Source organism: Alphaproteobacteria bacterium (assembly GCA_033344895.1).
Lineage (GTDB): Bacteria > Pseudomonadota > Alphaproteobacteria > UBA8366 > Aestuariispiraceae > Pacificispira.
Map to the genome: position 1 here is coordinate 2,277,698 of JAWPMN010000001.1, position 25,967 is coordinate 2,303,664.

General features: G+C 54.9%; 32 protein-coding genes. 23 read left to right on the top strand and 9 right to left on the bottom strand.

Annotated elements, in window-relative coordinates; translation table 11 throughout:
- Positions 1-195: 195 nt before the first annotated feature.
- Positions 196-1,380, top strand: a complete 1,185-nt coding sequence (locus R8L07_11105) for a Fic family protein (protein MDW3206072.1) — start codon at positions 196-198, stop codon at positions 1,378-1,380.
- Here R8L07_11105 and R8L07_11110 read toward each other — a convergent pair.
- From R8L07_11110 to R8L07_11130, 5 genes are all read right to left on the bottom strand, one after another.
- Positions 1,377-2,489 carry a site-specific integrase gene (locus R8L07_11110; protein MDW3206073.1) on the bottom strand — a complete coding sequence of 371 codons (1,113 nt, stop codon included), beginning with the start codon at positions 2,487-2,489 and terminating at the stop codon, positions 1,377-1,379. The two genes, R8L07_11105 and R8L07_11110, sit on opposite strands and share 4 nt — an antisense overlap.
- 366 nt (positions 2,490-2,855) lie before the next feature.
- Positions 2,856-3,557, bottom strand: a complete 702-nt coding sequence (locus R8L07_11115) for a phage exclusion protein Lit family protein (protein MDW3206074.1) — start codon at positions 3,555-3,557, stop codon at positions 2,856-2,858.
- Between the two features lie 171 nt (positions 3,558-3,728).
- Positions 3,729-4,163 (bottom strand): thermonuclease family protein, encoded by a 435-nt coding sequence (locus R8L07_11120; protein MDW3206075.1) that lies wholly within the window; start codon positions 4,161-4,163, stop codon positions 3,729-3,731.
- On the bottom strand, positions 4,160-5,098 hold the full coding sequence (locus tag R8L07_11125) for an ImmA/IrrE family metallo-endopeptidase (protein MDW3206076.1): 939 nt from the start codon (positions 5,096-5,098) through the stop codon (positions 4,160-4,162). The genes R8L07_11120 and R8L07_11125 overlap by 4 nt, the downstream gene beginning before the upstream one ends.
- Positions 5,095-5,421, bottom strand: a complete 327-nt coding sequence (locus R8L07_11130) for a helix-turn-helix transcriptional regulator (GenBank protein MDW3206077.1) — start codon at positions 5,419-5,421, stop codon at positions 5,095-5,097. Before R8L07_11130 ends, R8L07_11125 begins: the two co-directional genes overlap by 4 nt.
- Positions 5,422-5,590: 169 nt before the next feature.
- Here R8L07_11130 and R8L07_11135 point away from each other — a divergent pair, with 169 nt between their 5' ends.
- The 3 genes from R8L07_11135 (at position 5,591) to R8L07_11145 (ending at position 8,072) form a co-directional block, all read left to right on the top strand.
- Positions 5,591-5,860, top strand: a complete 270-nt coding sequence (locus R8L07_11135) for a thermonuclease family protein (protein ID MDW3206078.1) — start codon at positions 5,591-5,593, stop codon at positions 5,858-5,860.
- A gap of 63 nt (positions 5,861-5,923) precedes the next feature.
- Complete coding sequence (locus R8L07_11140; GenBank protein MDW3206079.1) at positions 5,924-7,096, top strand: hypothetical protein; 1,173 nt, start codon at positions 5,924-5,926, stop codon at positions 7,094-7,096.
- Positions 7,083-8,072, top strand: a complete 990-nt coding sequence (locus tag R8L07_11145; GenBank protein ID MDW3206080.1) for a hypothetical protein — start codon at positions 7,083-7,085, stop codon at positions 8,070-8,072. The genes R8L07_11140 and R8L07_11145 overlap by 14 nt, the downstream gene beginning before the upstream one ends.
- On the opposite strand, the gene R8L07_11150 is transcribed toward R8L07_11145, so the two are convergent.
- Both R8L07_11150 and R8L07_11155 read right to left on the bottom strand, forming a co-directional pair.
- Entirely contained in the window at positions 7,969-9,096 is a 1,128-nt protein-coding gene (locus tag R8L07_11150; protein ID MDW3206081.1) for a nucleotidyl transferase AbiEii/AbiGii toxin family protein, read from the bottom strand. The genes R8L07_11145 and R8L07_11150 overlap by 104 nt on opposite strands.
- Positions 9,093-9,716: a DUF6088 family protein gene (locus R8L07_11155; protein ID MDW3206082.1), complete on the bottom strand. Its 624-nt coding sequence runs from the start codon at positions 9,714-9,716 to the stop codon at positions 9,093-9,095. The genes R8L07_11150 and R8L07_11155 overlap by 4 nt, the downstream gene beginning before the upstream one ends.
- Before the next feature lie 158 nt (positions 9,717-9,874).
- Here R8L07_11155 and R8L07_11160 point away from each other — a divergent pair, with 158 nt between their 5' ends.
- The 15 genes from R8L07_11160 (at position 9,875) to R8L07_11230 (ending at position 21,023) form a co-directional block, all read left to right on the top strand.
- The gene (locus R8L07_11160) at positions 9,875-10,084 is read left to right on the top strand and encodes a helix-turn-helix domain-containing protein (GenBank protein ID MDW3206083.1); all 210 of its coding nucleotides are present in this window, start codon (positions 9,875-9,877) and stop codon (positions 10,082-10,084) included.
- Between the two features lie 10 nt (positions 10,085-10,094).
- A complete protein-coding gene (locus tag R8L07_11165) occupies positions 10,095-10,583 on the top strand; it encodes a hypothetical protein (GenBank protein MDW3206084.1) in 489 nt (162 codons plus the stop codon).
- Positions 10,580-10,876 carry a hypothetical protein gene (locus tag R8L07_11170; GenBank protein MDW3206085.1) on the top strand — a complete coding sequence of 99 codons (297 nt, stop codon included), beginning with the start codon at positions 10,580-10,582 and terminating at the stop codon, positions 10,874-10,876. Before R8L07_11165 ends, R8L07_11170 begins: the two co-directional genes overlap by 4 nt.
- Positions 10,876-11,757 carry an ATP-binding protein gene (locus R8L07_11175; protein ID MDW3206086.1) on the top strand — a complete coding sequence of 294 codons (882 nt, stop codon included), beginning with the start codon at positions 10,876-10,878 and terminating at the stop codon, positions 11,755-11,757. The genes R8L07_11170 and R8L07_11175 overlap by 1 nt, the downstream gene beginning before the upstream one ends.
- Positions 11,758-11,759: 2 nt before the next feature.
- Positions 11,760-12,383, top strand: coding sequence for a hypothetical protein (locus R8L07_11180; GenBank protein ID MDW3206087.1), 624 nt, complete (start codon positions 11,760-11,762; stop codon positions 12,381-12,383).
- A gap of 12 nt (positions 12,384-12,395) precedes the next feature.
- Positions 12,396-14,072 carry a DEAD/DEAH box helicase gene (locus R8L07_11185; GenBank protein MDW3206088.1) on the top strand — a complete coding sequence of 559 codons (1,677 nt, stop codon included), beginning with the start codon at positions 12,396-12,398 and terminating at the stop codon, positions 14,070-14,072.
- 201 nt (positions 14,073-14,273) lie between these two features.
- Positions 14,274-14,480, top strand: coding sequence for a DUF6511 domain-containing protein (locus R8L07_11190; protein MDW3206089.1), 207 nt, complete (start codon positions 14,274-14,276; stop codon positions 14,478-14,480).
- Positions 14,480-15,241, top strand: a complete 762-nt coding sequence (locus R8L07_11195; protein ID MDW3206090.1) for a hypothetical protein — start codon at positions 14,480-14,482, stop codon at positions 15,239-15,241. The genes R8L07_11190 and R8L07_11195 overlap by 1 nt, the downstream gene beginning before the upstream one ends.
- Complete coding sequence (locus R8L07_11200) at positions 15,238-17,442, top strand: AAA family ATPase (protein ID MDW3206091.1); 2,205 nt, start codon at positions 15,238-15,240, stop codon at positions 17,440-17,442. The genes R8L07_11195 and R8L07_11200 overlap by 4 nt, the downstream gene beginning before the upstream one ends.
- 316 nt (positions 17,443-17,758) lie before the next feature.
- Positions 17,759-18,280, top strand: a complete 522-nt coding sequence (locus R8L07_11205; GenBank protein MDW3206092.1) for a hypothetical protein — start codon at positions 17,759-17,761, stop codon at positions 18,278-18,280.
- Entirely contained in the window at positions 18,277-18,534 is a 258-nt protein-coding gene (locus R8L07_11210) for a DUF6378 domain-containing protein (protein ID MDW3206093.1), read from the top strand. The genes R8L07_11205 and R8L07_11210 overlap by 4 nt, the downstream gene beginning before the upstream one ends.
- Complete coding sequence (locus R8L07_11215) at positions 18,531-18,725, top strand: hypothetical protein (protein ID MDW3206094.1); 195 nt, start codon at positions 18,531-18,533, stop codon at positions 18,723-18,725. The genes R8L07_11210 and R8L07_11215 overlap by 4 nt, the downstream gene beginning before the upstream one ends.
- Complete coding sequence (locus R8L07_11220; protein ID MDW3206095.1) at positions 18,715-19,158, top strand: DUF6362 family protein; 444 nt, start codon at positions 18,715-18,717, stop codon at positions 19,156-19,158. Before R8L07_11215 ends, R8L07_11220 begins: the two co-directional genes overlap by 11 nt.
- Before the next feature lie 384 nt (positions 19,159-19,542).
- Positions 19,543-20,799, top strand: a complete 1,257-nt coding sequence (locus R8L07_11225; GenBank protein MDW3206096.1) for a DNA methyltransferase — start codon at positions 19,543-19,545, stop codon at positions 20,797-20,799.
- A gap of 14 nt (positions 20,800-20,813) precedes the next feature.
- Entirely contained in the window at positions 20,814-21,023 is a 210-nt protein-coding gene (locus R8L07_11230; protein ID MDW3206097.1) for a hypothetical protein, read from the top strand.
- Between the two features lies 1 nt (position 21,024).
- Here the strand turns inward: R8L07_11230 and R8L07_11235 are convergent, their stop codons facing one another.
- Together R8L07_11235 and R8L07_11240 are read right to left on the bottom strand one after the other, a co-directional pair.
- On the bottom strand, positions 21,025-21,465 hold the full coding sequence (locus R8L07_11235; GenBank protein MDW3206098.1) for a DUF3489 domain-containing protein: 441 nt from the start codon (positions 21,463-21,465) through the stop codon (positions 21,025-21,027).
- A 15-nt stretch (positions 21,466-21,480) separates the two neighbouring features.
- Positions 21,481-21,729: a hypothetical protein gene (locus tag R8L07_11240; GenBank protein MDW3206099.1), complete on the bottom strand. Its 249-nt coding sequence runs from the start codon at positions 21,727-21,729 to the stop codon at positions 21,481-21,483.
- Positions 21,730-21,830: 101 nt separating this feature from the next.
- On the opposite strand from R8L07_11240, the gene R8L07_11245 reads away from it, so the two are divergent.
- The 4 genes from R8L07_11245 to R8L07_11260 are packed head-to-tail and all read left to right on the top strand — an operon-like array spanning position 21,831 to position 25,964.
- A complete protein-coding gene (locus tag R8L07_11245) occupies positions 21,831-22,406 on the top strand; it encodes a terminase small subunit, Nu1 (GenBank protein MDW3206100.1) in 576 nt (191 codons plus the stop codon).
- Positions 22,309-24,246, top strand: a complete 1,938-nt coding sequence (locus R8L07_11250) for a phage terminase large subunit family protein (protein MDW3206101.1) — start codon at positions 22,309-22,311, stop codon at positions 24,244-24,246. Before R8L07_11245 ends, R8L07_11250 begins: the two co-directional genes overlap by 98 nt.
- A gap of 12 nt (positions 24,247-24,258) precedes the next feature.
- Positions 24,259-24,468 carry a hypothetical protein gene (locus R8L07_11255; GenBank protein MDW3206102.1) on the top strand — a complete coding sequence of 70 codons (210 nt, stop codon included), beginning with the start codon at positions 24,259-24,261 and terminating at the stop codon, positions 24,466-24,468.
- Positions 24,468-25,964 (top strand): phage portal protein, encoded by a 1,497-nt coding sequence (locus tag R8L07_11260; GenBank protein MDW3206103.1) that lies wholly within the window; start codon positions 24,468-24,470, stop codon positions 25,962-25,964. The genes R8L07_11255 and R8L07_11260 overlap by 1 nt, the downstream gene beginning before the upstream one ends.
- Positions 25,965-25,967 lie beyond the last annotated feature (3 nt).

Sequence of the window (25,967 nt, forward strand, 5' to 3'; positions counted from 1 at the left end):
AGACGGTATTGGTTGAAAAGGAGAAGGAGGTCCGAACAATCTAGCCGGAAACGGCTGAAAATTCAATAATCCGGCGGATTTCGCCGTTTGGCGCAACCGGCAGCCATACCGGCATTTTTACCGGCAAAAAATTAAGGCGTGTGGTCATAAGCATATGCTATAGTGTAATAAATTAAAAAATAGGAACCGGCATTAATGGCAGCAGATTACGACAGCGTCTTTGCGATGGAGCCCATGATGCCCGAGCAGGGGCGGGCGGAGCTCGAAGACCTAGCGGTTACGCTGGTTGAGAAGGCCAGTGCCCTGGCCGGCCAGGTGAACCCGCTCGTAAGCCGCTCGATCGGGGACCTGGTGCGGTCCATGAACTGCTACTACAGCAACCTGATCGAAGGCCATGACACCCACCCGCGCGATATCGAGCGGGCGATGCAGAACGATTATTCCGCCGATCCGAAGAAGCGTGACCTGCAATTGGAGGCGCGCGCCCATATCGAGCTTCAGCGGATCATCGACTTTGACGATGCGACCTGGCAAGTCGCCAGCGCCGATTTCGTGCGCTGGCTGCACAGGGAGTTTTGTAGCCGCTTGCCCGAAGATTTGCTTTGGGTCGAAAACCCGGACACCGGCGAGAAGGTGAAGGTCGTACCCGGAGAGTTCCGGGATGGTGACGTGCAGGTGGGCCTGCATGTGCCGCCGGCGGCGGAGTCGATTGAGCGCTTCCTGGCGCGTTTCGAGGAGGTCTACGCACCGGACAAGTTGTCTCGCTTGCGTCAGGTCGTGGCAGTTGCCGCGTCACATCATCGCTTGCTTTGGATTCACCCCTTTTATGATGGCAACGGGCGCGTCGCCCGGATGCACTCTCACGCCTACCTTAAGAAAATCGGCGTGGGCAGCAGCCTGTGGTCGGTCTCCCGTGGCCTCGCGCGCCGCGTTGGCGATTACAAGCGTCTCCTTATGGCGGCGGACAATCCGCGTCAGGGCGACCTGGACGGGCGCGGCAATCTCTCTTCCAAGTCCCTGCATGAGTTCTGCATCTTCTTTCTGGAGACCTGCATCGACCAGGTGGAGTTCATGGAGGAAATGCTCAAGCCCACGGAGCTGATCCGTCGCATTGAGCGTTACACCGGCGATGCCATCCATAAGAAAGACCTGCCGAAGGGCAGTTACCAGCTCTTGCGCGAGGCGCTCCATGCCGGTGAGTTTGAACGAGGCCGCGCGGCGGAAATAACAGGCTACAAAGAGCGCCAGGGGCGGAGTGTCCTGAATGCTCTTCTGGATAAGGGTTTGCTCGTCTCTGACACCCAGCGCGGTCCGGTGCGCCTGGGCTTCCCGAACGAAGTCGTGGACTGGTGGTTCCCGCGCCTCTATCCGGTCACCTAAAACAGCCGTTCATTCAGTTCTGTCACCAGGCCTTTGACGTGGCTTTCGGACAGGTGGGCGTAGCGCCGCACCATTTGCAGGGTGCGGTGGCCGAGGACTTCGGCGATTTCCAACTGGCTGGCGCCATTCATGGCGAGGTAGCTCGCGGTACTGTGCCTGAGGTCATGGAAACGGAAGTCCACCAGGCCGGCACCGTCGCGGGCATTCTCCCACGCCGTGCGAATATCGATCGGCGCCTGACCGTCGCTGCGGGGAAACAGCCAGCGGGCAGGGGGCTTGGTGTCCATCTTTTCGTACTTGGCCTTCACCGTCTTGATCTGCTCTTCGAGCAGCTCCTTCAGGTGATGGACGACGGGTGCGGCCCGCGTCTCGCCGTTCTTGGTATCGCGCAGGACGGCAACGCTGCGCTTGATATCAACATCATCCAATGTGAGCTGGAGGATTTCGTTTTTCCGCGCGCCGGTGGAGAGCGCAAAGACAACGATGGGGTAGAGCTGCTTGTTCGGGCTGGCCTTGCAGGCATCGAGCAGTGCCTTGCGCTCGTCATCATCGAGATAGCGCGTCCGCTCGTTCCTGATTTTGGTGATGGGCGTCACCCCGTCCATCGGGTTGCTCGCCATCCAACCCCAGGACTTGGCGTGTTTGAAGAGCACGGCCAGGGTGTCGCGATAGTGTTTCAACGTCTTGCGGCTCTTCGGCTTGTTCGGGCGCTGGCCCTCTTCGAGCTTGCGCCGGCCATCGCCGCCATCGGCCAGCTCCTTGAGCTTCTCGCTGATCAACTCCGGCTCGATATAGGACAGCGCGTAATCGCCGAGGGCATCGTCCCAGAAGCCGAGATAGGTCTTGGCCGCGCGCTGGGTAGTTGCGGCCCTATGGGGCAGCACGTCATCCCGATAGCGCTTGATCACGTCCTTCAGCGTTTTGTTGTTGGCCGTTTTGACGATGTTCTGAAACTCGCCCTTGCGGATCGACGCCTGGGTTTGCTCCGCCCACATCTTGGCGTCGGTCAGGCGCTTGAAGGTCTTCTGCTGTTCGGGAAAGCCTTTGATGCGCACCATCGCCCGATAGACGGTGCCGTTCTTGCGCTGACGCTTTTGAATGGTGGCCATCGGAACCTCGGGGCGGAAACCTGAAGGGCTGACGTGAATGTGCCTGGGCACATTCTGGGCACACTGAATACCAAAATGTGCCCATCATCGTCAACAAGCTTCAACTGCCTGTATCGGTTAATGCATTGAAAAACATATAAATAAATGTTGGCGATTGTTGAGGCTTATAGGGCTTCATAGGGCTCATAACCTGAAGGTCGTAGGTTCAAATCCTGCCCCCGCAACCATAAAAAAAGCCCTTAACTCAATGAGTTAGGGGATTTTTTGATTCTTGGGGTGTGTTCTGAAATGGGCCACTGGAATCACTATGGAATCATGCGGGAGCGAAAAACTGCGTATTCAGATAGACGGTGTGATGTCGTGGTTTTAAAGGAACACGCCAGGAGCATTTGGCCAAAGTGTGCGCAGAACCGCAAAAGACGTGTGTGCCATAGCATCTGCTATTTCAGACTTATTTGAGGACATGATGGAGCATACTGCATCAATCCGGTCTTGCACTGCCGGATGAGTTTCTGATTCTTCCCACTTATGCTTAGCCAAGACCGTGAGGGCAAATAGGGCAAAATATATCCCTAGTCGGCGTTTCTGGTTTACGAGAGCGACATCTACCTTTTGGCTTTTTGCATATGTTTCCGCACCTTCCAGCAGAAATTCGGTAGCGAATTTGTCGCAACTAAATTCTTCGAGACGCTGTTGTGTTGGGTCGGATTGATTTGCTCCGGTTCCGGATTGCTGATGCTTTATATGCTGCACCTCGTGAAGTAGTGCCCACGCAGTAGAAATAGTGGCGATTTCACCGGCAGCCCGGCTTTGTGGATTGCTATTTCGATCTGCATAATTTCCTGGTTCTGCCACGCCAAACGGCAACGGTTCTAAATCCGGATTGTCGCTTGTGATCACTGCATCAAATGATGCGAGCATTTTTTGAAACTGATCAAGGTGGTCTAATTCCACAACAGGATTTTCCGCGACAAGCCGATAACCTTCCCATGCTATATAACCAGAGAACCAAAAAGCTCGCAGGGCTCTATGGTTAAAAACTATGTATCTAAAAGCCCCAGCATCCATGATGAAACGTCCATCGGGATGGTTGTCATCGACAAGTTGGAATGAGGGGGCCAATAAATTCCATAGATCTTCAAATTCTCCATTTTTTCAGGCGCACTGCCGACGAAAAGGTTTTTGACTGCCGTTTGGACATCTACGTCGTCTCGGTGATGTTTTTGTCCTATCACCATGCTATTTCGCCGCTTCAATAATTTTTTCGGTTACATCAACCACGCCTTCGCATGACCAAATGTCGTCAGTAAGCAGGAAACGCCAACTGTTTGTTGCTTTGACGTATGAAGCCCTTTCAGCTGCAAGGGCATGAGGGATCAATGCCGCCCGCATGACAGAAAATTCCTCCGTGAACAAAACGGCTGCAAGGATATCAAAGTTTTTATCGGCAAGCGCCAGAGAAGCCTTCTGACCACATCTGTATTTTTGCCCGTCTTGTTCGCATAGCTGTCTGCTCTCGGGCGCGTCGATTCCGTGAAGCCGGATCCGCTGACCATGGATTTCGATTGTGTCGCCATCAATTACCGATGCTTGGCCCGTGATTTCGTCAGCATGGATAGGAGCAGAGATAATCAGTGCGAAAGCCGACGTTAAGACGAAGAAGGGAAACCTCATACCTGGCCCCCAGCTACAAATTGGTCATAGGTGTCCCAATCCCGTGGATCGTCATCTAATAGGTCGGAAGGAGCATCATTGAACATCAATAATGAAATTGACTGCCCAAGCCTGTTGGAAAATACGGTTAATTCCTCCACGGGTTCGTTGACGCGTGGAAAACGCCATATGTCGTTTGGCAGCTGAATAGCTTTATTGGTCTCGCCATTCTGGGCTTCCGGCCCTTGACCTGCTATGGATCCATTAGGAATCGGCATCCCTGACTTAATGAAGACCCCCGTTTTGAGGGCTGCTTGGCTGGCACGTCCCCACAGGGCATAGCCATCTCTGGCCACCACCATGGCAGCCCGCATATGGGTGAAGTCGATCCACTTTCGAATGGCTGCAGTCAAAGATACGCCATACCGGTCAGTTATGTGGCCAAGCAATTCAATCGTAATCTCTTCGCCATCGACCTGTTGGCGATAATCGTTCATAGGCATCAAAAGATAAGAAGCGAAAGTATCCGCTTCCTCTTCCTGGATTTGATGACTTTTGCCCCAGAGATTCCTTTCCAAAGGCGTGCAGGAAAATTCTTGCTGCGCTTCAGGTGAGATGACCTTGTCCGCAAAGTCAGATGCAGATAATGGCTTACGGTGAAGAAGGTAGTGGCCAAATTCGTGAGCCAATGTAAACCGTTCACGACCTGGATATTCTGTATTCGTATTGTGGATGATGTGCCATTCGGCTTTTTTCTTATGGTGCCGCAGCATGCCCTCGAAGCCTTCCAAGTCACCGCCGACAACCTTGGTGATAGGATCTTCGTGGTTTTTGGATCTCTCCATAGCCAATTCCCCGACATCCACTGGGAATCGCTCTTGGCCCAAAACCATGTCGAGCATGTTGGATAAATCGATGGCAACCTTCGCGGGGGAGTTTCCGATGGTATCGGTCATTCATCCTCGTCTTCATCTAGGAGCTCCAGCATGCGCTTGAGCTTTTGTTTTGTCTTGTCCGGCATTCCTCTGTATTTGCGGAAAAACTCCTGATCAGACGCATCAATTTCAGACACATTTTCTGAGGCCAAAAGGTATTCCATCGTGGTGTCTAAGGCCTGTGCAATGGCTTGTAGTTTTTCTGCCGACGGGCGAGCAGAGTCTTTGTTTTCAAGCTCCCACATGTAACTTTTGCCAGATCCAATCGCTCCAGCAAGCTGTTCAAGAGTCAGCCCTTTTTTCAGGCGTTGTTCTCGAATCCTTTCTCCGAGTGGCGTAGGCATTATTCCTCCCATTATTCGCCAAAAACCGCAGGTTCGGTATAGCGTTATTTCTAATCCTTGACAAGCGTCACTGGCCGACATAGATTCGCCAAGGTTCGCTACAACATTACTTTTATTAATGTGGTGGCAGAATTTTGTGAAACAAGATTGTTCAGTGAAAGGAACAAACATGGCTCGAAAAGAACGAGTAACCCGTGTGATTGATGGTGACACTTTTGAAACCGCCAGCCGTAAACGCCCTATCCGCCTTGCTAATGTGGATGCTCCGGAAAAGGGAACCCGTGGCGGTGCTGCTGCGACCAAGGCATTGAAGTCGATGATTGAGGGAGAAACCGTTTCCGTTGATACGGTTGCTCGCGACGTCTATGGCCGTTCGGTTGCCAAGGTCAAATTGGGTCGCCGTTCTGTCAATAAGGCGGTCAAAGATCGCCTGAAGTAATCCTAGAGTGTCCGATTCTCTACGAATCGAGCTCAGCAACATCAAAGGCTAAGGAGAATAAGAATGGCCTCAGTGACGACCTTCATTCGCAACACGCCTGCCTCGTCGCTGCAGGCATATTTTGAACATACGGGCATTGAGCTTTCGAACCCGATAAATTGGGATGGCCCTGAGCCTGAAGTGGTTAAAGGAACGCTCCGGGCTGTCGATGACATGACAGACGATGAACGCGCTCGCGTCCTCAATGATGCTGAGCGTGTTAGCGCCTTGGCCGATGATGCCGGGCAGACAGCTCTTTACAGCGTCGCGGAGGACCGGACAGTTCTGGATGATCTGGTCAACGGTCATGCGCGGCCACTGTGGATGTTCCTGAATGCGCCGACCTTGTTTCGCTTCGCTGAAGAGGTGCGTTTCACGGACGAGCGTCGGCGTGGACGTAGCTGGGATGGCTTCATGGCACCAGCCAATCTTGATCTGAACCGTGATGCCGTCGCTCTGGAGGCATTTAAGTCAGCTTTGCGGGAGCGGTTTTCCTCCAATAACATTCATATCGATATTTTCAGCCGTCAGCGCCCGACCTTTGATGGTGAAGACTGTGAATTGGTGCAGATCGTCATCTACCGGGAGGGGCTTCCCGATGCCTTTTTGGCGTTCGATGATGAAGGTGAATTGGTGCGCCGTGCGCGTCGTCCTGTGTTTGAAGCAGCGATGACCTATGAACCGGAAACCGGCGTGATTGAGGTTGTGGCCAATGATCGCGAAAGCCGCGAAGAAATGGCGCGATACATGGCGCGTGACCTGCTCGGCGTGGAGTTTCAGAGCGAGAAGGTTCCGCTCCGGAACTATGACCTGTCTGTTCTCTTGGCCCCTCATCCGTTCCAGACGGATCCAGACGACGGGATTGAGTCTGTGGAGGTGAAGCAATTGCGTTTGATGCCGTTCGATAACAACGGAGAGCGCGTCACTCTCGAATGCTTGCGCAAAGCGGATCGGACCATCTGGAAAATGTCGGCAGACCGTTTCGGCGCAAACGACCCTCTGGCTGGTGGCTGGGTCGCAACCCAGGCCAAATTGACCATCAAATTCCACCCGAAGGGTTCATCAAAACGTGGACGCACTTTGCCGCTGACGATCACCATGCCGCACGGGTGTAACTTGAAGGATCAAACGGAAGAGGAACAGCTGATCGGTGAGAAGTACCTGCGCCGTTGGGGCATCTTGAATGACGTTGACTGATGTGGTTCCGCTTTCCCGGTCAGATGTCCAACTGTTGCAGTCGATCCTGCAGACGCCTGACGCGTTGATCACCGGTGCGGCTTTGGATGGATTTCATAGTCGTTTGGCAGAAGCGCTGAAGGTATCAGGTGTCTTGCAACCGGACGGGCATCAGCTTGCGGCGGTTTCGGTTTCTGACCATGACGATGAAGCCGTCACCCTAACTTGGTCGCCGGAGGAGGGTGGCTACGGCTATTTCAATCCTGAGAAGGGTTGGGTCTCCGTTCCTTCACCGTCGCTTCAGACATATGCCGTCGATATGGAGGCTGTTTTAGGGAGGCTTTTTTGCCGTCTTGATCTGCCTTCCAACAGCCGCCCGGTAGAAAGGGTCCCTGGCTTGTTATGGGAAATCGGTGATGTCCGCCTTCCTGGGCGAAGTGGCCGTTCCCCGGTCTGGTTTGCTCGGCGGCTTTCAGACCATGATACATGGGATCAGGTTGGCCGCTATCTTTCTGGTCACCCACCCGCTGATTTCAGGGTGGTTGTTTCAGCTTCCCCGATCCCTCAATTTTCCCAAGCCGACATCAATCGGCATGACTTTATCCATTTCCAAAACATTGAGGCCCACGACGTGGGGCTTGTGATTGATCCGAGCAGTCTTTCTGCGCAGATCACGACCGGCGCATCGTCAAATTGGGATGAACCAGTCCGTCATGCGTCCGGGTTTCGCCATTTTTGGGTTGGTGATCGGGAATTCCGGTTCAATGGTGATAAACAGCGCCAGGTGGTCGAGTACCTATTTTATGTCTGGGAGCGAGGGGAGACTTCTGTCAGTTCGGCTCGGTTGTTTTCCGATCTTGAGTTTGAGACCAGTAGTCGTCTGCGGGATCTGTTTAAGGGGCACAAGGATTGGAAGGACCTGATTGAGACCCGGAAAGGGTCTTGCCGTTTGAAAGTTGAAGAGTTGCTTGAAACGCAGAGGGCTGACGCCGATTGATCATGTCCTCGGCAATTCGAAGCTGTTCTATGACCCAGTCAAATTCTGGCGCTTCGCCGAGCATCATTCCCTGCATGGCGCCATAGTCCTGTTCTAGAACAGAAAGCAGGTCATCCTGCGGGGCAATGCATACTGAGCCAGGTACGGCCTCGTCGAATTTCTTCCAGGCCTGTTTGAAGGCAATCAGATTGTGCTCACGAACGGCGTTCAACAAGGCTTCGTTTGCCAAGGCTGCTTTGCCGGTATCTGTCCCTGTGATCATAGCCGCATCATAATAATGCCGTGAAATCCGGTCCTTATCTGTCGGGACGCGCTTTTCGTCTCGGTATCCGCAGTGTGCCCCATGCAAAATCAAAAGCTTTTCCAGATAGGTGCGGGTCGGTTCAATGACATGAAGGTTGGGGACGGTGAAGGACCAACCATCGCTGAGCTCTCCTGAAATGTAAGCCTCAACAGAAGCTGTGGTATTGGGATCCAGAGCGGAGCGGGCCCCGGCTTCCAGTTTTACCCGAGGCTGAACATATGAGGTGTCAGCGCTCGGATATAGCGTCGGATATTCGATGAGCAGGGTTTGCTGGTCGGGGTCCTGGTCGTCAGGCTTGATCTGGCATTGCTCGCCGATCAGGCCAGTGAGAATCTCGGCCAAATCCCCGTGAATGTAATTGCTACAGGCTTCCTGCAACTCGTCAAAGAGGGCTCTGCGTTTTTTGTTCGAAAGCCCCTCTCGCGTTGTCGGGTCTCGATCGTCGCCGAAGCCCAGGTCATTACGATAGACCACAAGATCAATGTCTTCGGAAAACCGCTGGATTAGATCAAAGGCTTTTGAAAGAGATGTACCGCCCTTGAACAGCAATTGGGGATGTCCGGCGGGAAGCTTGTTAAAGAGCGTATCCAGCAAGAGGCAGACCCAGAAGTCTTTTTCGACATAGCTGGGGAGGGTGTCGAGGCGTTCAGCTGCCGCCTCGAACACATCTTTTCGATCTTGTTCTGGTAGTGATAAAAACCGCTCGAAATCTGTACTCATACGGCCTCTGCATGTTGGTCTGCGACATCATGAACGATAGATGCAGCCCAACCAGGCAGATGCGCACTATTTCGAATGAGGTCTTTTTTGACGTTATCAGGCAATTTCTGTTTCAGCATCATGGTGACGCGGTCATCTGTTGCCGCTTGCGGGCCAAGCCAACGCAATGCCTGTGCAACAGGGGCGGACATTTTTCCAGCCCAGGACATAACGTTCGGGCCCGCATGGCGCAGGCGGATTGTCCGGCCACCGATTTTGACGTTGCGAGTGGCCCCATCCGTTACATAAGTGGTTTTTGCTGGAACGGCATTTGTCAGCCCCAGTTGGTTGGCGGAAGCGATGCCGTCGTTCATGATTCGGACGCTATCCCGCCGAGCAACGGCGGCGACGGCGGAATCAATGTTCACAGGCGCAGGGCGCTTTAACACGCCGCTGATACGCGGCAGATCGTAAAGACCATGACCAACGCGGCGCAAATCGCCGCTTTTGACCAGACGTGACAAAGCCTGATCGACAGCCGCACGGCTGCCAATGTCCAGGAAATCCTTCGGGGTGCATACCCACTTTCCGCGACCCTTGGCCCTTACGCGGCGAATGATTTTATCAGCTATACCAGTCATTTCATGTACCTTTATGGCTCATAACTTGTCAGAAATATAGCGTATTTTTCTGACAAAATCAATTCCTCCTTTCTCCCCTCCCTTTGGCCTCCCCGGCTCCTCCCCCCACAACCGCCATTCTCCTCCCAGGTTTTCGAACAGCCCCCAAGGAGGACTCCATGGCTATTAAACATCTCAATCAGATCGAATTGGCCGATCGCTGGAATATCAGTGAGCGCACACTTGAGCGCTGGCGGTGGACCGGTGAAGGCCCCGCCTATCTCAAAATCGGTGGACGGGTCGTCTACCGGCTCGAAGACGTGGAAGCTTTTGAAGCAGACAACCTCTGCAAAAGCACCACCGAAACCCCGAACGATCTCTATGCGTAAGGGGGCCGCCATGAATATCCCCAACCGCATTCAAATTGATGACCTGAGCGCCATGGAGGTGGCGGACATTGCCTCTCTGCCGGTCGAACAGCTGATCGTATTGCAAGGTGAAATCGCCGAACGGCTCACCATCACAAAGCTGATGAAGGACCGGTTCGACAGTGCTCTTGAGTGCCGTTTTTCCCTTCAGGCGAGAGAAGCCCGCGCAGCCCTCGGCAAAGACACGGGCACGGTTCGCTTCAATGAAGGTTTGGCGCAGGTCGTTGCTGATCTTCCCAAAAAGGTCGCCTGGGACCAATCCCAGCTTTCTCAGCTTGTCGAGCGCATGAAGGCCGAGGGCGATGACCCGGCTGAATACGTCGACATCACCATCAAGGTTTCCGAACGCAAATACGCCTCTTGGCCGAGCCACATCCGCTCGGCGTTTGAGAGCGCAAGGACCGTGCGTGTCGGCAAAGCCTCCTACCAACTTTCCCTGAACGATGAGGTGCAATCATGACCGCCAAGACCAAACTCGAACGCCTGCGTGAAGACAACAGCTATCTCGTGGAGCTTCCCGATACCATCCGGATCCCGCCTTTGGGCGATCGCCAGGAAGAGGTGATCAAACCCATTGAGGCAGCGTCCATTGATGACATCGCTTTTGCTCAGCTGGCCCTGCAGGCCAAATCCTCTGCGCTTTACGGAGAAATCGATGCGCTGCGCCGGGTCTACGACATGGCCCGCAAGAACGGATCCTTGGGGGCAGACAATGCCCTTGATGCGGTGACTTCGAAGAAGGGGGGCAAGTGATGACGCTTCCCATCATTTCCGCCGACGAACGGTTGTCTGAGCAGCGCGGGATCAAAGGCTGCATCTTCGGAAAATCAGGCATCGGCAAAACCTCGCTTCTTTGGACGCTGGATGCCCAATCCACCTTGTTCTTCGATTTGGAGGCAGGGGACCTGGCGATCGAAGGCTGGTCCGGAGACACTATTCGCCCTCGTACCTGGATTGAGTGCCGTGATTTCGCGGTCTTCATCGGCGGCCCAAACCCGGCCTTGCGTGACGATCAGGTCTATAGCCAGGCCCACTATGACGCGGTTTGTGAGCAGTTTGGCGATCCGGCAGCGCTGGATAAGTACCAGACCGTCTTTATCGACAGCATAACGGTTGCGGGACGTCTGTGTTTCCAATGGGCCAAGGGGCAGCCGCAGGCCGTTTCTGAGCGCACGGGCAAGCCCGACATGCGAGGCGCTTACGGCCTGCATGGCCAGGAGATGATCGCCTGGCTCACGCACCTTCAGCACACCCGTGGCAAGAACGTCTGGTTCGTCGGGATCCTCGACGAGAAGCTTGATGATTTCAATCGCAAGACCTTCGTTCCCCAAATCGACGGCTCCAAGACTGGTAACGAACTCCCCGGCATCGTCGATGAAGTCATCGCCATGGCCGAAGTCAGCCCAGATGGCACGGATCCCTATAGAGCGTTTGTTTGCCACACGCTGAACCCGTTCGGCTTTCCCGCAAAGGATCGCAGCGGTCGGCTGGACCAAATCGAAGAACCCCACCTTGGCCGTCTGATGGAAAAGATCGGCGGTCCCGCAAAACCGGCAGGCGAGAGGCTGAACTTTAGTCGCCCCGTACCACCTGCCGAGACCCCGAACCCTGAAGACGACAAAGGAGCACAGTAATTATGACTGGTGCATGGAACGACTATAACGACGCGGAATCCCAAACATCCTACGATCTGATCCCAAAGGGCACCATTGTGCCGGTGCGTATGACCATCAAACCCGGTGGCTATGATGATCCGGCTCAGGGTTGGACGGGTGGATACGCAACTCACAACGATACGACCGGCTCGGTCTATCTGAACGCCGAGTTTGTCATCCTCGAAGGTCCGTTTGCCAAGCGTAAGGTCTGGAGCCTGATTGGGCTTCGCAGCCTCAAGGGTCCGGAATGGGGCAACATGGGCCGGTCTTTTGTACGCGGTATCCTGAACTCATCGCGGGGCCTTTCCGACAAAGACAATTCCCCGCAGGCGCAGGCTGCTCGCCGTATCAACGGTTTTACGGATCTGGATGGCATCGAGTTTCTGGCCAAGATTGATGTCGGCAAGGACGCCAATGGCGACCCGAAAAACGATATTCGGTTTGCAGTGGCTCCCAACCACAAGGATTGGGATACGTTCAAGTCTGGTGGCGGTCTCTGGACGCCGAGCCAATCGGCCCCTACCGCAACGGCCCAGCCGATGGCCAATGCCAACACAGAAGTGCAACCGACTTCAAACCCCAATCGCCCGTCTTGGGCTCAGTAGGGGAGGCTGGTCATGTTACTCCGTCCCCGCCAGAAAACCTTCGTCGAGCGCAGTGTTCAAGCGCTCGGCGAACACGGCAACACCCTGGCTGTTGCCTCCACCGGATTTGGGAAAACCATCGCACTGGCCGGTGTCACCGGTCAGCTGTTGAAAGGCAATGATGCCAAGGCCTGTGTGCTTGCCCATCGCGATGAACTGACAAGCCAAAACGAGGCAAAGTTCAGTCGGGTCAATCCGGGCCTGAGTACGTCTGTTGTCGATGCCAAAACCAAATCCTGGCAGGGGCGGACCACGTTCGCCATGGTTCCGACCTTGGCTCGTAAATCCAACCTTGCTGCCATGCCTGCTCTTGAGCTTCTGGTGATTGACGAAGCCCATCATGCGGCAGCCGACAGTTACCGTCGCATCATTGATCAGGCCAGGGACAAAAACCCGGACGTTAAGATTTTCGGTGTTACGGCCACTCCCAACCGGGGTGACAAGAAGGGTTTGCGTCCGATCTTTTCCAATGTTGCCGATCAAGTCTTCATTGGAGAACTGGTTGCTTCCGGACATCTGGTCCCGCCCCGCACTTTCGTGATTGATGTTGGCGCACAGGAAGCGCTCAAGTCGGTTCGCAAGACCGTGGATGACTTCGACATGATGGCCGTGGAAGCCATTATGAACAAAGCGCCGATCACGGATGCTGTGATCCAGCACTGGCGGGAGAAGGCGGGTGATCGTCAAACCGTTGTCTTTTGTTCGACGGTCGATCACGCCCGCAATGTGCGTGACGCTTTCCGCACTCAAGGTATCCAGGCCGCCATGGTTTATGGCGACATGGGCGCTTCTGAACGGCGCGATGTCCTGAAGGCCTATGAGCAGGGGGAAACCCAGGTTCTGGTTAATGTTGCGGTTCTGACCGAAGGCTGGGATCATCCGCCGACCAGCTGTGTCGTCTTGTTGAGGCCGTCTTCTTATAAATCCTCCATGATCCAGATGGTTGGGCGCGGCCTGCGTACCGTTGATCCCAGCGAACATCCGGGCGTGGTCAAAAGCGACTGCATTGTGCTCGATTTTGGCACCTCCAGTCTTCTGCATGGCAGTCTTGAGCAGGACGTGAACCTTGATGGAAAAGTTGGCTCAGGTCCGGCCCTGACCAAGGAATGCCCTGAGTGCGCCGCCAACGTGCCGCTGGCCGTCATGGAATGCCCGTTGTGCGGTTACCACTACCAATCGGAGGATAAGGAAGGCCAACAGCCGATCTCTGATTTCGTCATGTCGGAAGTGGATCTGCTCAAGCGTTCTAGTTTCCAATGGTGCGATCTCTTTGGCGATGATGCGGCGTTGGTCGCAAATGGCTTCAACGCCTGGAGCGGCATTTTCTTTCATCAGGGCCGCTGGCATGCCGTCGGCGGTGGCAAGGGCCTCAAATCGCATTTGTTGGCCATGGGTGAGCGCACCATTTGCCTGGCTGCAGCCGATGATTGGCTGAATGAAAACGAGACCGACGAAAGCGCCCATAAATCACGCTCCTGGCTTAATCAGTCGGTTACCACCCGTCAGCTTCAATTCTTACCGCCCGAATACCGTCAGGATTTTGGCCTGACCCGGTATCACGCATCAGCTCTGCTGACATTCCAGTTCAACAAGGCCGCAATCACCAATCTGGTGTTGAACGCCCCTGAAGATAGCCGGAGGGCGGCATGACCCATGGTGACTTCAGGAAACGCTGCCGCCCGTTTGAGGTTTTGGCATCCGCGCGGGGAGCTCTGTGCAGTCTGTCGGCGACCAACCCGTGGTTTTGGCTGGTTCGACCGCCATTCATCGAAGCGTCCGCGTATTCAGCGGTGGTTCTGCTCCATGGACTGCCAGGGTTTTTGGTCGCGCTTGGCGAAGGAGGGCTTGGGCATGGTTGATCTGACCGAACAAGAAAAAGCCGCCCTCCGCCATTCCGTCAAAATGCTGGCCGAAGTGATGGAAGAGATCGGTTGGGAAACCCGGCTGATTGATCTCACCGAAGGCCAGGTGCTCACTCTCGCTGAAGTCTGCGTTGGCGGGTTTCAGGACGCCATGTTGTCGATTGCCAAAGGCGAAGACACGGAGGTCCCCTTTTGATGCTGGACTACAATTCCTCCCAAACATTCCCCGATCAGGTGAACGCTCATATTGATGAGGCTTTGGTTGCCGAGAACCAATGCCAAACACCCCGCCAATATCTCGGTGGCTCTCGTCTTGGTGTCGCCTGTGAACGCGCTCTGCAATTCGAATATGCCCAGGCCCCGAAAGACGATGGTCAGGATTTCGATGGGCAAACCCTGCGTATCTTTGCTGCCGGTCACGTCTTTGAGGACCTGGCCATTGATTGGCTGCGCAAGGCTGGCTTCGAGCTCTATACGACCAAAGGCAACAAGCCTGGTGGAGAGCAATTCGGATTCAGTGTCGCCGGTGGCCGTATTCGCGGTCATGTGGACGGCATAATCAACGCAGCCCCGGTCATGGATGGCTTTCCAGCCCTTTGGGAATGCAAATCACTCAACAATAAGTCCTGGAACGACACCGTCAAACGCGGGGTTACGGTTTCGAAGCCGGTTTATGCCGCGCAGATCGCTACCTACCAAGCCTATATGGAAGCCTCGGTTCCGGGCATTTCTCAAAACCCGGCTTTGTTTACCGCCATCAACAAGGATACAGCGGAGCTTCACCATGAGCTGGTTGCGTTTGATGGTGGGCTTGCCCAACGCATGAGCGATAAAGCGGTGCGCGTCATTCAGGCGACAGAAGCTGGTGAGTTGCTGCCCCGTATCGCGCAATCGGCTGATTTCTTCGAGTGCAAATTCTGCGACTGGTCTGATCGGTGCTGGAGAACCGGCGGATGAGCAATGAGGTTGTAAACATTAATGACTGGCGGGATTTCAATTCAGCCGCCCCCCAGCGCCAAGACGATGCCCGCCAAACGGGGCTCTCGGTTGATGAGATCAAGGTGCGGCTCAATGCCAATTTGCGTGGCCTTCTGTCCTACCTTTTTCCCGCCGGTGTTTTCCGTCATGGAAAATTTCTCGTTGGCGATGTCCGAGGCAACAAGGGCGAAAGCCTGAGTATTGAGCTCAACGGGCCTAAAGCCGGGATGTGGCATGACTTTGCGACAGGTGAGGGTGGCGACGTGCTCGCACTTTGGGCCGCAGCAACAGGGCGCAACACCCAATCGGATTTCCCATCGTTATTGGATGACGTTCGCCAGTGGCTGGGCGAGCCGCGACCGGAAACTGTAACTGCGGAACCGGAACGTACCGTGCCGATGGACGAGTTGGGGCCGGTGACAGCTAAGTGGGACTATCTTGATGGAGAAGGCGCTCTGTTGGCCTGTGTCTATCGCTATGACCCGCCCAGTGGAAAGCAGTTCCGGCCCTGGGACGTTTCATGCCGGAAGATGAAGGCTCCGGAACCGCGACCGCTTTATAACCAGCCCGCCATGAAATCCGCCATGGATGTGGTGTTGGTCGAAGGCGAGAAGGCGGCAGATGCCTTAATCAGTCAGGGTGTTTGTGCCACGACGGCCATGAACGGGGCTAAGGCACCGGTTGAGAAAAACGACTGGTCACCGCTTTGTGGCAAACGGGTCTTGATCTGGCCCGACAAGGATGCGGCAGGTTGGCAGTACGCGGAAGCTGCTGCCGAGGCTACTCTTGGAGCCGGTGCGCGTTCCGTCGCTATTCTCATGCCGCCCCTGGATAAACCGGAAAAGTGGGATGCGGCGGACGCTGTCGATGACGGCATGGACATTGATGCCTTCATTGCCAACGCACCGCGTCAATCCATCGTAAGCCCGAGGCCCAACGCGCAAGCCTTTAGCCTGAAGCAGTTGCTGGGTGATCGCTCCCCCATGCCGGACGACATCATTGCGCCCCGCGTATTGACGCCATCAGGCCTGCTGGTTTTCGGCGGTGCGCCCAAGGTCGGTAAAAGTGATTTCTTGCTCTGCTGGTTGGTTCACATGGCCGCAGGCATTGAGTTTCTGTCTTTTACGCCACCGCGTCCATTGCGCATTTTCTATCTGCAGGCCGAAATTCAATACCACTATCTCCGGGAACGCCTTCAGGAAATCTCGTTGCAGCCTGAGGTGATCCGCCAAGCCCATGACAATCTCGTCATCACACCGCAGCTCAAGCTCATTTTGAATGAAGCGGGCGTTGAGACGGTTGGTGCTTTAATCCGAAAGCACTTCCCCGATGGCTTGGACATCATCGTCATTGATCCGATTCGAAACGTCTTTGATGGCGGTGAAGCGGGACCGAGCGAGAACGACAACAACGCCATGTTGTTCTTCTTGCGTGATCGGGTCGAGAAACTTCGTGACGCTGTGGATCCGAATGCAGGCATCATTCTGGTCCATCACACCCGCAAGCTTTCAAAGAAACAGGTCGATGAGGATCCGTTCCAGGCGCTTTCCGGCGCAGGGGCGCTTCGGGGCTACTACAGCTCAGGCATGATCCTGTTTCGTCCTGATGAAACGCGCTCTGAACGCAAGCTCATCACGGAACTGCGCAACGGCCCAGCCCTGGCGGCAAAGATCGTCGATAAGGACGGTGGCCAATGGGTTGAGATTGATCCGTCATCAGAGAGGCTGATCCGTCAGGAATATGGCGAAAAGCTCGATGCCGAACGCCTGCGTAAACGCGACGTTATTCTTCAGGTTCTCTTCGAAGAAGCTCTGGGCGGGCGGGTTTACACCGCGACCCAATTTGCCGAGCGGTTTGAAAACCGGGCCGGTTTGGGTGGCCGGAGCACCATTGCTGAACGCGTCAGTGTTTTAACCACCAAAGGCTACATCAAATATTTCCGTAACCCGGAAGATCACGATCTGCCGCCTCTGCCGCGCACCCGCTACGGCTATCTCTGCGTTCAGGGCATGCAGTTGGGGGAAGCCGAGGACGTTGTGGATGAGGAAACCGGTGAGGTTTTCCAAAGCGTCCATCAGCTCCTTCCGACCCATTACAAGTGCCATCAGTCAGGGGCCGTTCTGGAGGTCGAAAGCCCGCACAACTGGGTCTATCACGATGAGGAGATGGACCATGAATAGGGGGCAAATTCTCGGCTGTGATTTCTGGAGTCCATGGAGTCCAGACATGCTCTGGATTCAAACTTTCAATGAAAACAGTCGGTTATGGTCAATTCAGAAATCCAGCCGGATTCCTGTCTGGATTTCTGGATTCCTGACGAAACGTGAGGATTTCTGCGGCTTTCAGACCCCAATCAGAAATCCAAGTGAATACCTCCCCCTAAAGGGGGAGAGGGCTACGCCAGCGCTGACGCTTGGCGAACCCTCTTCGCCATGGTCGTCGATCCTGCCCGACCATTTCTCCCATCAACATTGTTCAATCAACATGGAGGCAATTATGCCAGCACCAACCTCTGTCCAAATTCCACCTGACCCGTATGACGGTCCTCTCAAAATTCTGGCCCTGGATCTCGGCACCAAAACTGGATGGGCCGTCTGTTTGCCTGACCGAACCATCACCAGCGGTATTGCCGAATTTAAAAATGATCGCTGGCAAGGCGGCGGCATGCGCTTTCTTCGGTTCAAGCAATGGCTCACCGAGGTCAAGCAAATGGCCGGTGGTCTGGATGCTGTGTTCATTGAGGAGGTCCGTCGTCATGCCGGTGTGGATGCCGCCCATGTCTATGGGGGATTTCTCGCTCATGTGACCGCCTGGTGCGAACACCACGCCATTCCTTACGAGGCTGTCCCGGTCGGCACGATCAAACGTCACGCAACAGGCAAAGGGAACGCCAACAAGGAAGCCATGATTGAGGCCGCTCGCAAACGTGGGTTTGAGCCTGTCGATGACAACGAAGCCGATGTTTTAGCGATCCTTGATTGGGCCGTGGTCAATCGTGGTGGAGGGGCGGATCAATGAACGGCGAAATGATGCTCAAACAGGCCGCTGCCATTGTCGGCAATCGTCGGGAAACTTATGGAGAGCCGTCTGCCTCCATGACGGCCATTGCCAAGCGCTGGTCGATCACACTGGGCCAGCCCATCACACCCTCGCAGGTGGCTCTGTGCCTGATTGATCTGAAGCTGGCGCGGCTGGCCCATGACCCCGGACATCTCGACAGCATGATTGATGTTGCGGGTTATGCCGCCGTGCTGAAGGAGGTGAGCCGATGAGATGGCACCCTCCCGGATACGGCGGTTCGCGCCGTGATGCCGATCAGGTCAAGCGTGATGGTTGGCAGGAGCAGGGCATGTTGGCGGTTTCCATTGAGGATGACCGTCTGACCTGGCCTGAGAAGGAACTCGTTCGCCAATTGGGCGACAGGCTCTATGGCAAGCGAAAGGAAGAAGCTCATGAGCAATGATCAATGGACAGCCTCCCTTGTGGAGGAGCGGTTGGCGGAAGCCGCAGGGGTGTTGAAGCGTCTGCCTGAAGAAAAGGTGCAGGGCTATTTCTCGGCTTGGCCTGACGTCGTTCACAACATCCATGAATCATTTGGTTGGCATGACCCCGTGCTACGCAGGCCCTGGCCGTCTCCGGGATCCATTGACCGGATGGATGAGGCGATGCAATGGCTGCAGTGGCTGGAAGCAGACGTTGCCAAGATCTGCTGGTTTCGTGCGGCGGGCGAGCGCTGGAAGAAGATCTGCGGACGAGTGGGATTGCAGCGCACGGCAGTCCATCAACGCTACCTTTTTGGTCATTGTGTCATTGCCTGGAAGCTTAACGGTCATAGGGTGCCGCGTAATTGTTCGCGTCGTAAAGTGATAGAGATGGTTCAATCGGCGAAGGCATGAGTAGGGGATAGAAAGGTGTTCGGCGAACACTTTTCGCGCGGACAAAAACAGCGGTTTAGGCTACATTTTTTGCCAAGCTTGCGAGAGGCGCGTCTGGGACAGGATGCCTCAAAGCTTAAGAAATTCATCGAATTTGAGCGAAGTCACGGGTCCTTCCTGGCCGATATCCTATGCGGGCGGGCTCAGCGCGGGATTTTCCTAGTGACGCCCTGAAAAAAGCCATTTCGTTTCGCTTGGAGCAGATCTCCCATCGAGGTCTGTTCGGCAGAACCGTTGGCGATGTGGCTATCGCTCACATGATCGACAAAACGAAACCGTGTCCGAGGTCATTTCGTTTCAAAGCGAAATGCCGCCTGTCTTTGCCATCCATTTAACGAGGTCATTTTGAGCGCACAGATCATCAATGTTGGTGACAAGGTCGAGATGGTCGCTGTTAGCGATCTGGCTTGTCACCCGGAAAACCCACGTCGGGGGAACCTTGATGAGATCCGCTCCAGCATCCGTGCAAACGGATTTTATGGTGCGTTGGTCGTCCAACGTTCCACCGGTCACATTCTTGCGGGTAATCACCGCTTCATGGCTGCGGAGGCCGAGGGACTGGACCGGGTTCCGGTGATCTATGTGGATGCCGATGATGAGGATGCAAAAGCCATTCTGGTTGGCGACAATCGCCTATCCGATCTGGCGGAAAACGATCCGGAGCTTCTGGCTGCTCTGCTTCAGGCAATCCAATCGCGCGATGTTGGTCTGACGGGCACGGGCTATTCTGATGACGACCTCGCCCAGATGCTGGCGCAAGCCGCCGGTGACATGGGGGCCGAGCTCGAGGGTGAAGATAATATTCCAGATACCCCGGAACAACCGGTCGCCCAGCCAGGAGATCTTTGGGTGCTTGGGAACCATCGTTTGATCTGTGGTGATGCAACCGTTGCCACCGACGTGGAGAGATTGCTGGGGCCGGTCAAGCCGTTGCTCATGGTGACCGATCCGCCCTATGGGGTCGAGTATGACCCGAACTGGCGGAACAAGGCAGGAGCCGCTGCGACTAAACGCACAGGCAAGGTGCTCAATGATGATCGTGCTGACTGGTACGATGCCTGGGTCTTGTTTCCCGGTGATGTCGCCTATGTCTGGCATGGCGCTTTGCATGCAACGACGGTCGCTGACAGTTTGGAACGTGCCCACTTCAATGTTCGCTCCCAGATCATCTGGGCCAAGGAACGCTTGGTTCTGAGCCGGGGTGATTATCACTGGCAGCACGAGCCTTGTTGGTATGCGGTCAAAAAGAATGGCAAGGGTCACTGGGCAGGGGATCGCAAGCAAACGACGCTATGGCAGATTTCCAGCCGGGATCAGGATGCTGAAACCGTTCATGGCACTCAGAAGCCAGTCGAATGTATGCGTCGTCCGATTTTAAATAACTCTAGCCCGGGTCAGGCTGTTTATGAGCCTTTCATGGGATCGGGAACGACCTTGATCGCGGCGGAAAGCACGGGACGGGTCTGTTATGGTTTGGAATTGAACCCGGCTTATGTGGATGTCGCTATTACACGCTGGCAGAACATCACCGGTCTGAAAGCCATATTGGACGGCGATGGTCGTTCGTTTGAAGAGATTATTAACGAGAGGTCGGAAACGTGAGACAGTCCAGACGTATGTCCTTTTTGGAATCACTGACCAATGTCGCTGTGGGTTACGGCGTGGCTGTCACAGCGCAAATTGCAGTGTTCCCTCTGTTCGGTCTGGAAGTCTCCCTCTCGGACAATCTGGTGATCGGCGCGATCTTTACAGGTATCTCGATTTTGCGCAGCTATACCCTGCGCCGGATATTTGAAGAAATTCGGGTTCGGAAGGTCTGGGGCTGAATTATGCTTCATCGTGAATTCGATAGACCTGCTTGCCGCTGTAAGACTGCTCGTTGACCACATTGAAGCCGAGTTTTTTCCGGAGCACATTGCTGATCGCTCCTCGCACGGTGTGGGGTTGCCAGCCGGTGGCTTTCGTCAATTCTTCGATGGAAGCGCCTGCCCCGGTTTGAAGCATATCAATCAGAATGGACTGCTTGGTGATCCGCTTAGGCTTAGCTTCTTTAACCTTTTGGGGAACGGTGGTCTTTGGCGTTTCGATCCTGGTCAAACCAGCGGCCTGAAGGATTTGTTCGCGGGTTAGTTTGTGTTCTTTCATCAATTCCATAACCCGGTCGACGGCTTTGGATTTGTAATTGAACGATTTGGCTGTGGTTGGCGTCCCAGTAATGGTTTCGATCGCACGGGCCAATTGGCTGACTTTGAGTTTCTTGATTTCCATGGGGCTTAGCTCCGCTCAGTAGTTTTCTTTGAAGGCGAAAAAGCGGACGGTCTTGCCGCCCGGCATGTTGACCCGGGCGATCGGCGCGTCGAGGTCAATTCGGCTGGTGTCGACCATGTTGATCGCTTGGCTTTCGGTTTTGCCTGTGTGGTAGCCGATAAAGTGGGTGACCATTTCAATGAGTTCGTCCTGACTTGAGGCGCGGTTCCAAGGGCGGGGCAATTCGGTGCTGCCGTCGTTCATCATGATGGCAATGCTGGTCATGGATTTTCCTTTCGTTTCAAGCGTTTGGCTGAATTCAGTAACGCTCTTAATCGAAAGGTCATCAAGTCTAATAGACTGTAATTAATCACTTTTTGGCGGTCATGTCGGATAATACTCAGCCCATTTCTGTGATATCGAGCCTGCTCGATATCTCCGAGCGGCGGGTCCAGCAGTTATCGAAAGCCGGTGTCATCCCGAAGGCGGCAAGGGGTCGGTACGAGCTTATTGGTTCGGTACGTGGCTATATCCGCCATCTGCGTGATCTCAATCTGAAGGGAGAGGCGGGGAACGCCGATTATGGAACGGAACGAGCCCGGTTGGTGAAGGCCAAGGCTGATCTTGCAGAGATGGAAGCCTCACAGATGCGAGGGGATTTGCTCTCTGCTCCTGACGTGAAAGTGGCCTGGACTGAAATCGTGGCGCTGATGCGGGCACGGCTGCTGGTGCTGCCTGACAAAATCGCACCGGTGGTTCATGAAACAACAAGCCTCAACCAAGCAAGGGACGTCATCAAAAAGGCGATCCACGAAGTGCTCACGGAAATCGCCGAAACCGACGTTGAAATCGTCCATCACATTGATGGGGACGACAGCGCTGCAACAGGTGGCGAAACAAACGCTGGAGGCGGTAGCACCACCGCCAGATCTAACCGTAAGTCAGTGGGCGGACAAAAATAGACGACTGAGCTCTGAAGCGAGCTCCGAGCCCGGACAATGGGTGACGGAACGCGCCGAGTATCAACGCGGCATCATGAATGCCATTTCCGATGCCTCGGTAGAAACCGTGGTTGTGAAGACCTCGGCTCAGGTCGGCAAGACGGAATGCATCCTGAACACGGTCGGCTATCACGTTGATCAGGATCCATCACCCATCATGGTGGTGATGCCGACAGAACGTGATGCCGAGACCTGGTCTAAAGACCGCTTTGCACCCATGGCGCGGGATACGCCGTGCCTTTATGGGAAGCTGTCGGATCCGAAGTCTCGGGATGGATCGAACAAGATCCTGCACAAGAAGTTTGTCGGGGGTCATTTGACGATCGTTGGTGCGAACGCACCTTCGGGTTTGGCCATGCGTCCAATCCGGATCCTTCTGTGTGATGAAGTCGATCGCTACCCGCCCAGTGCGGGAGCGGAAGGTGACCCGGTTAATCTGGCGCGAAAGCGCACGGTGACGTTCTGGAACCGCAAGATCGTTCTGGTCTCAACGCCGACGATCAAAGGTGTGAGCCGGATTGATGCGGCTTGGGAAGAAAGTGATAAACGATGGTTTTGGGTTCCTTGCCCGGATTGCGGAACCCATCAGGTTCTGAGGTGGGAACAGGTCCATTGGGAAAAGGACGCTGCTGGTGCCCACCTGCCGGAAACGGCCCACTACGTTTGTGTGGAGTGTGGCTCGGTTTGGTCGGATGCGCAGCGGTGGTCTGTAATCCGTCATGGTGAATGGCGAGCAGAAAACCCTTTCGCCGGGATCGCAGGGTTCCATCTGAATGAAATTTATTCGCCATGGGTTCGATTGGAAAACATGGTACGGGCGTTTTTGTCTGCCAAAGCCCAAGGGGCCGAGGGCATGAAAACCTTCGTGAACACCTCTCTCGGTGAGACCTGGGTCGAAACCGGCGAAGCCCCAGATTGGGAGCGCCTGTACGATCAGCGCCAGCAATGGTCGCCGGGAACGGTACCAGAGGGCGGTTTGTTTTTGACGGCGGGGGCCGATATTCAGAAAGGCCGCATCGAAGTGGATGTCTGGGCCTGGGGACGTGGACTGGAAAGCTGGTTGGTGGATCACATCGTCATTGATGGTGGTCCGCACGATCCAGACCCCTGGCTGAAACTGGAAGCTCTATTGGATCAAACTTGGCCCCATGTAAGTGGGGCGCATCTTCGTATCGCCAAACTGGCTGTCGATACCGGCTATGAAGCTTCGGCTGTCTATGCCTGGGCTCGACGGGTTGGTTTTGGTCAGGTTGCCCCCATTAAGGGAGTTGAAGGGTTCAATCGGTCCAGTCCGGTTTCAGGTCCCACGTTCGTTGATGCGACCGATGGCGGCAAGAAGCTTAAACGCGGCGCTCGGCTTTGGACGGTTTCTGTCTCGACCTTTAAATCCGAGACCTACAGGTTTCTTCGAGCATCTCGTCCAACGGATGAGGAAAGAGCCGAGGGAGCTGAGTATTTACCCGGCACGGTTCATTTGCCGACCTGGGTGGAGACGGAATGGCTTAAGCAGTTGGTTGCCGAGCAGCTTGTGACCGTCAAGAACAAGCGCGGCTTCACACGTCTTGAATGGCAAAAACTGCGTGAACGTAATGAAGCTCTGGATTGCCGGGTGTACGCACGGGCAGCCGCATGGATTGCGGGAGCCGATCGATGGTCTGCAGAAAAATGGACAGACCTTGAAGATCAGCTTGGTGTCCCGGCTCAAGATGCCGAAGCAGCGGGCATGATCAACCGACCATCCCACCCGCCAACGGAAAAACGCCGTTCGGATTGGTTAGGTCGGCGTGACAACTGGTTTTAAGGAAAATTCACGATGACGTCTTGGTCAGATACAGAACTGGCAGCGCTTAAACGCGCCTATGCCAGCGGGACGTTGCGTGTCAGCTATGACGGTAAATCCGTCGAATACGGTTCAGCGGAAGACTTGATCAGCCGGATCCGAACCATTGAGCGAGATATTGCCGCAAGCAAGAAGCCTCTGCCGGTTGCGGGATTTGCGGGATTCAGCCGAGGCAATTCTTGATGACGGTTAGCTGGTTGGATAAAGCCGTCGCGGTCTTTGCACCCGTCACTGCCACAAGGAGGGCTTTGGCTCGTCAGGCATTTGACGGCCTGGCTCGTGGTTATGATGGTGCGTCCAAAGGGCGCAGAACTGATGGCTGGAGAACCGCTGGCACGTCTGCAGATACTGAAGTGGGCATGGCCAGCGCGTTGTTGCGTGATCGCATGCGTGATCTTGTTCGCAACAATCCCCATGCGGCCAAAGCCGTGTCCGTGTTGGTCAACAACATCATTGGAGCGGGCATCATGCCCCGGGCGGTTTCGGGTAACGAGGCGCTCGACAAAGCCGTCAACAAACTCTGGGATCAGTGGTCTCGTCATTGTGATGCCGATGGTCAGTTGGATTTCTACGGTCTGCAGACCTTGATCTGTCGTGAGATGGTCGAGGCGGGAGAGGTGTTGGTTCGCCGCCGTATGCGGAAAGCCTCTGATGGTCTTAACGTTCCAATGCAGCTCCAGATCCTTGAAGCTGACTTTCTGGATGCGACAAGAAACGGAGAGACTGCCGGGAAGGATCGCCTTGTCCAGGGTGTGCAGTTCAACGGCATAGGGCAGAGAAAGGCCTATTGGATTTATGAAAGCCATCCCGGTGACGCCTATGGTGCCATTCAAGGGAGCTTCCAAAGTAAGGCAGTTTCCGCCACCGATATTGTGCATGTCTATGAAAAGCAACGTGTGCAGGTTCGCGGTGTTCCATGGGGAGCGCCGGTCATTCGATCTTTACGTGATCTTGATGACTATGAGGTTGCCGAGATCGTTCGCAAGAAAACGGAAGCCTGCGTCACGGCGATTGTTTTTGGTGATGATGAATCCCAACAAGGCGTTGCTCCTGCTGTCACCGATGCTGATGGTAAACGGGTGGAGCAGTTTGAACCCGGGCTCATTGCTTATGCTCGCGGCGGCAAGGACATCAAATTCAATCAGCCAGCGGCCACGGGAGGCTACGGCGAATACAAACGCGCAAGCCTCCACACCATATCGGCGGGTTTTCGGGTCCCTTATGAATTGCTCACTGGTGATTTAAGCCAGGTGAACTATTCGTCAATTCGTGCCGGTCTCGTCGAGTTCAGGCGGATGATTGATGCTGTCCAATGGCAGCTGTTCATTCCCATGCTTTGCCAACCTGTCTGGAACTGGTTCACCGAAGCGGCCTGGGTGGCGGGACACATCCCTGAACCGGACGTCCCTGAGGAATGGTCTCCACCGAAATTCGAAGCGGTCGATCCCATGAAAGATGCCATGGCGGATCTGCTCTCCATTCGATCCGGCACCATGACTTTGGCGGAAGCCATCGCGCGGCAAGGCCGCAATCCTGATGCCGTTCTGGCGGAAATTGCCAGCATGAACACCAAGCTGGATGCCGCCGGGATTGTTTTGGACTCAGACCCAAGGCGGGTCACCAAGACAGGCAGTGCGCAGACGACAGACGCCTTTGCTGCGACCGACACCACAGACTGAAAT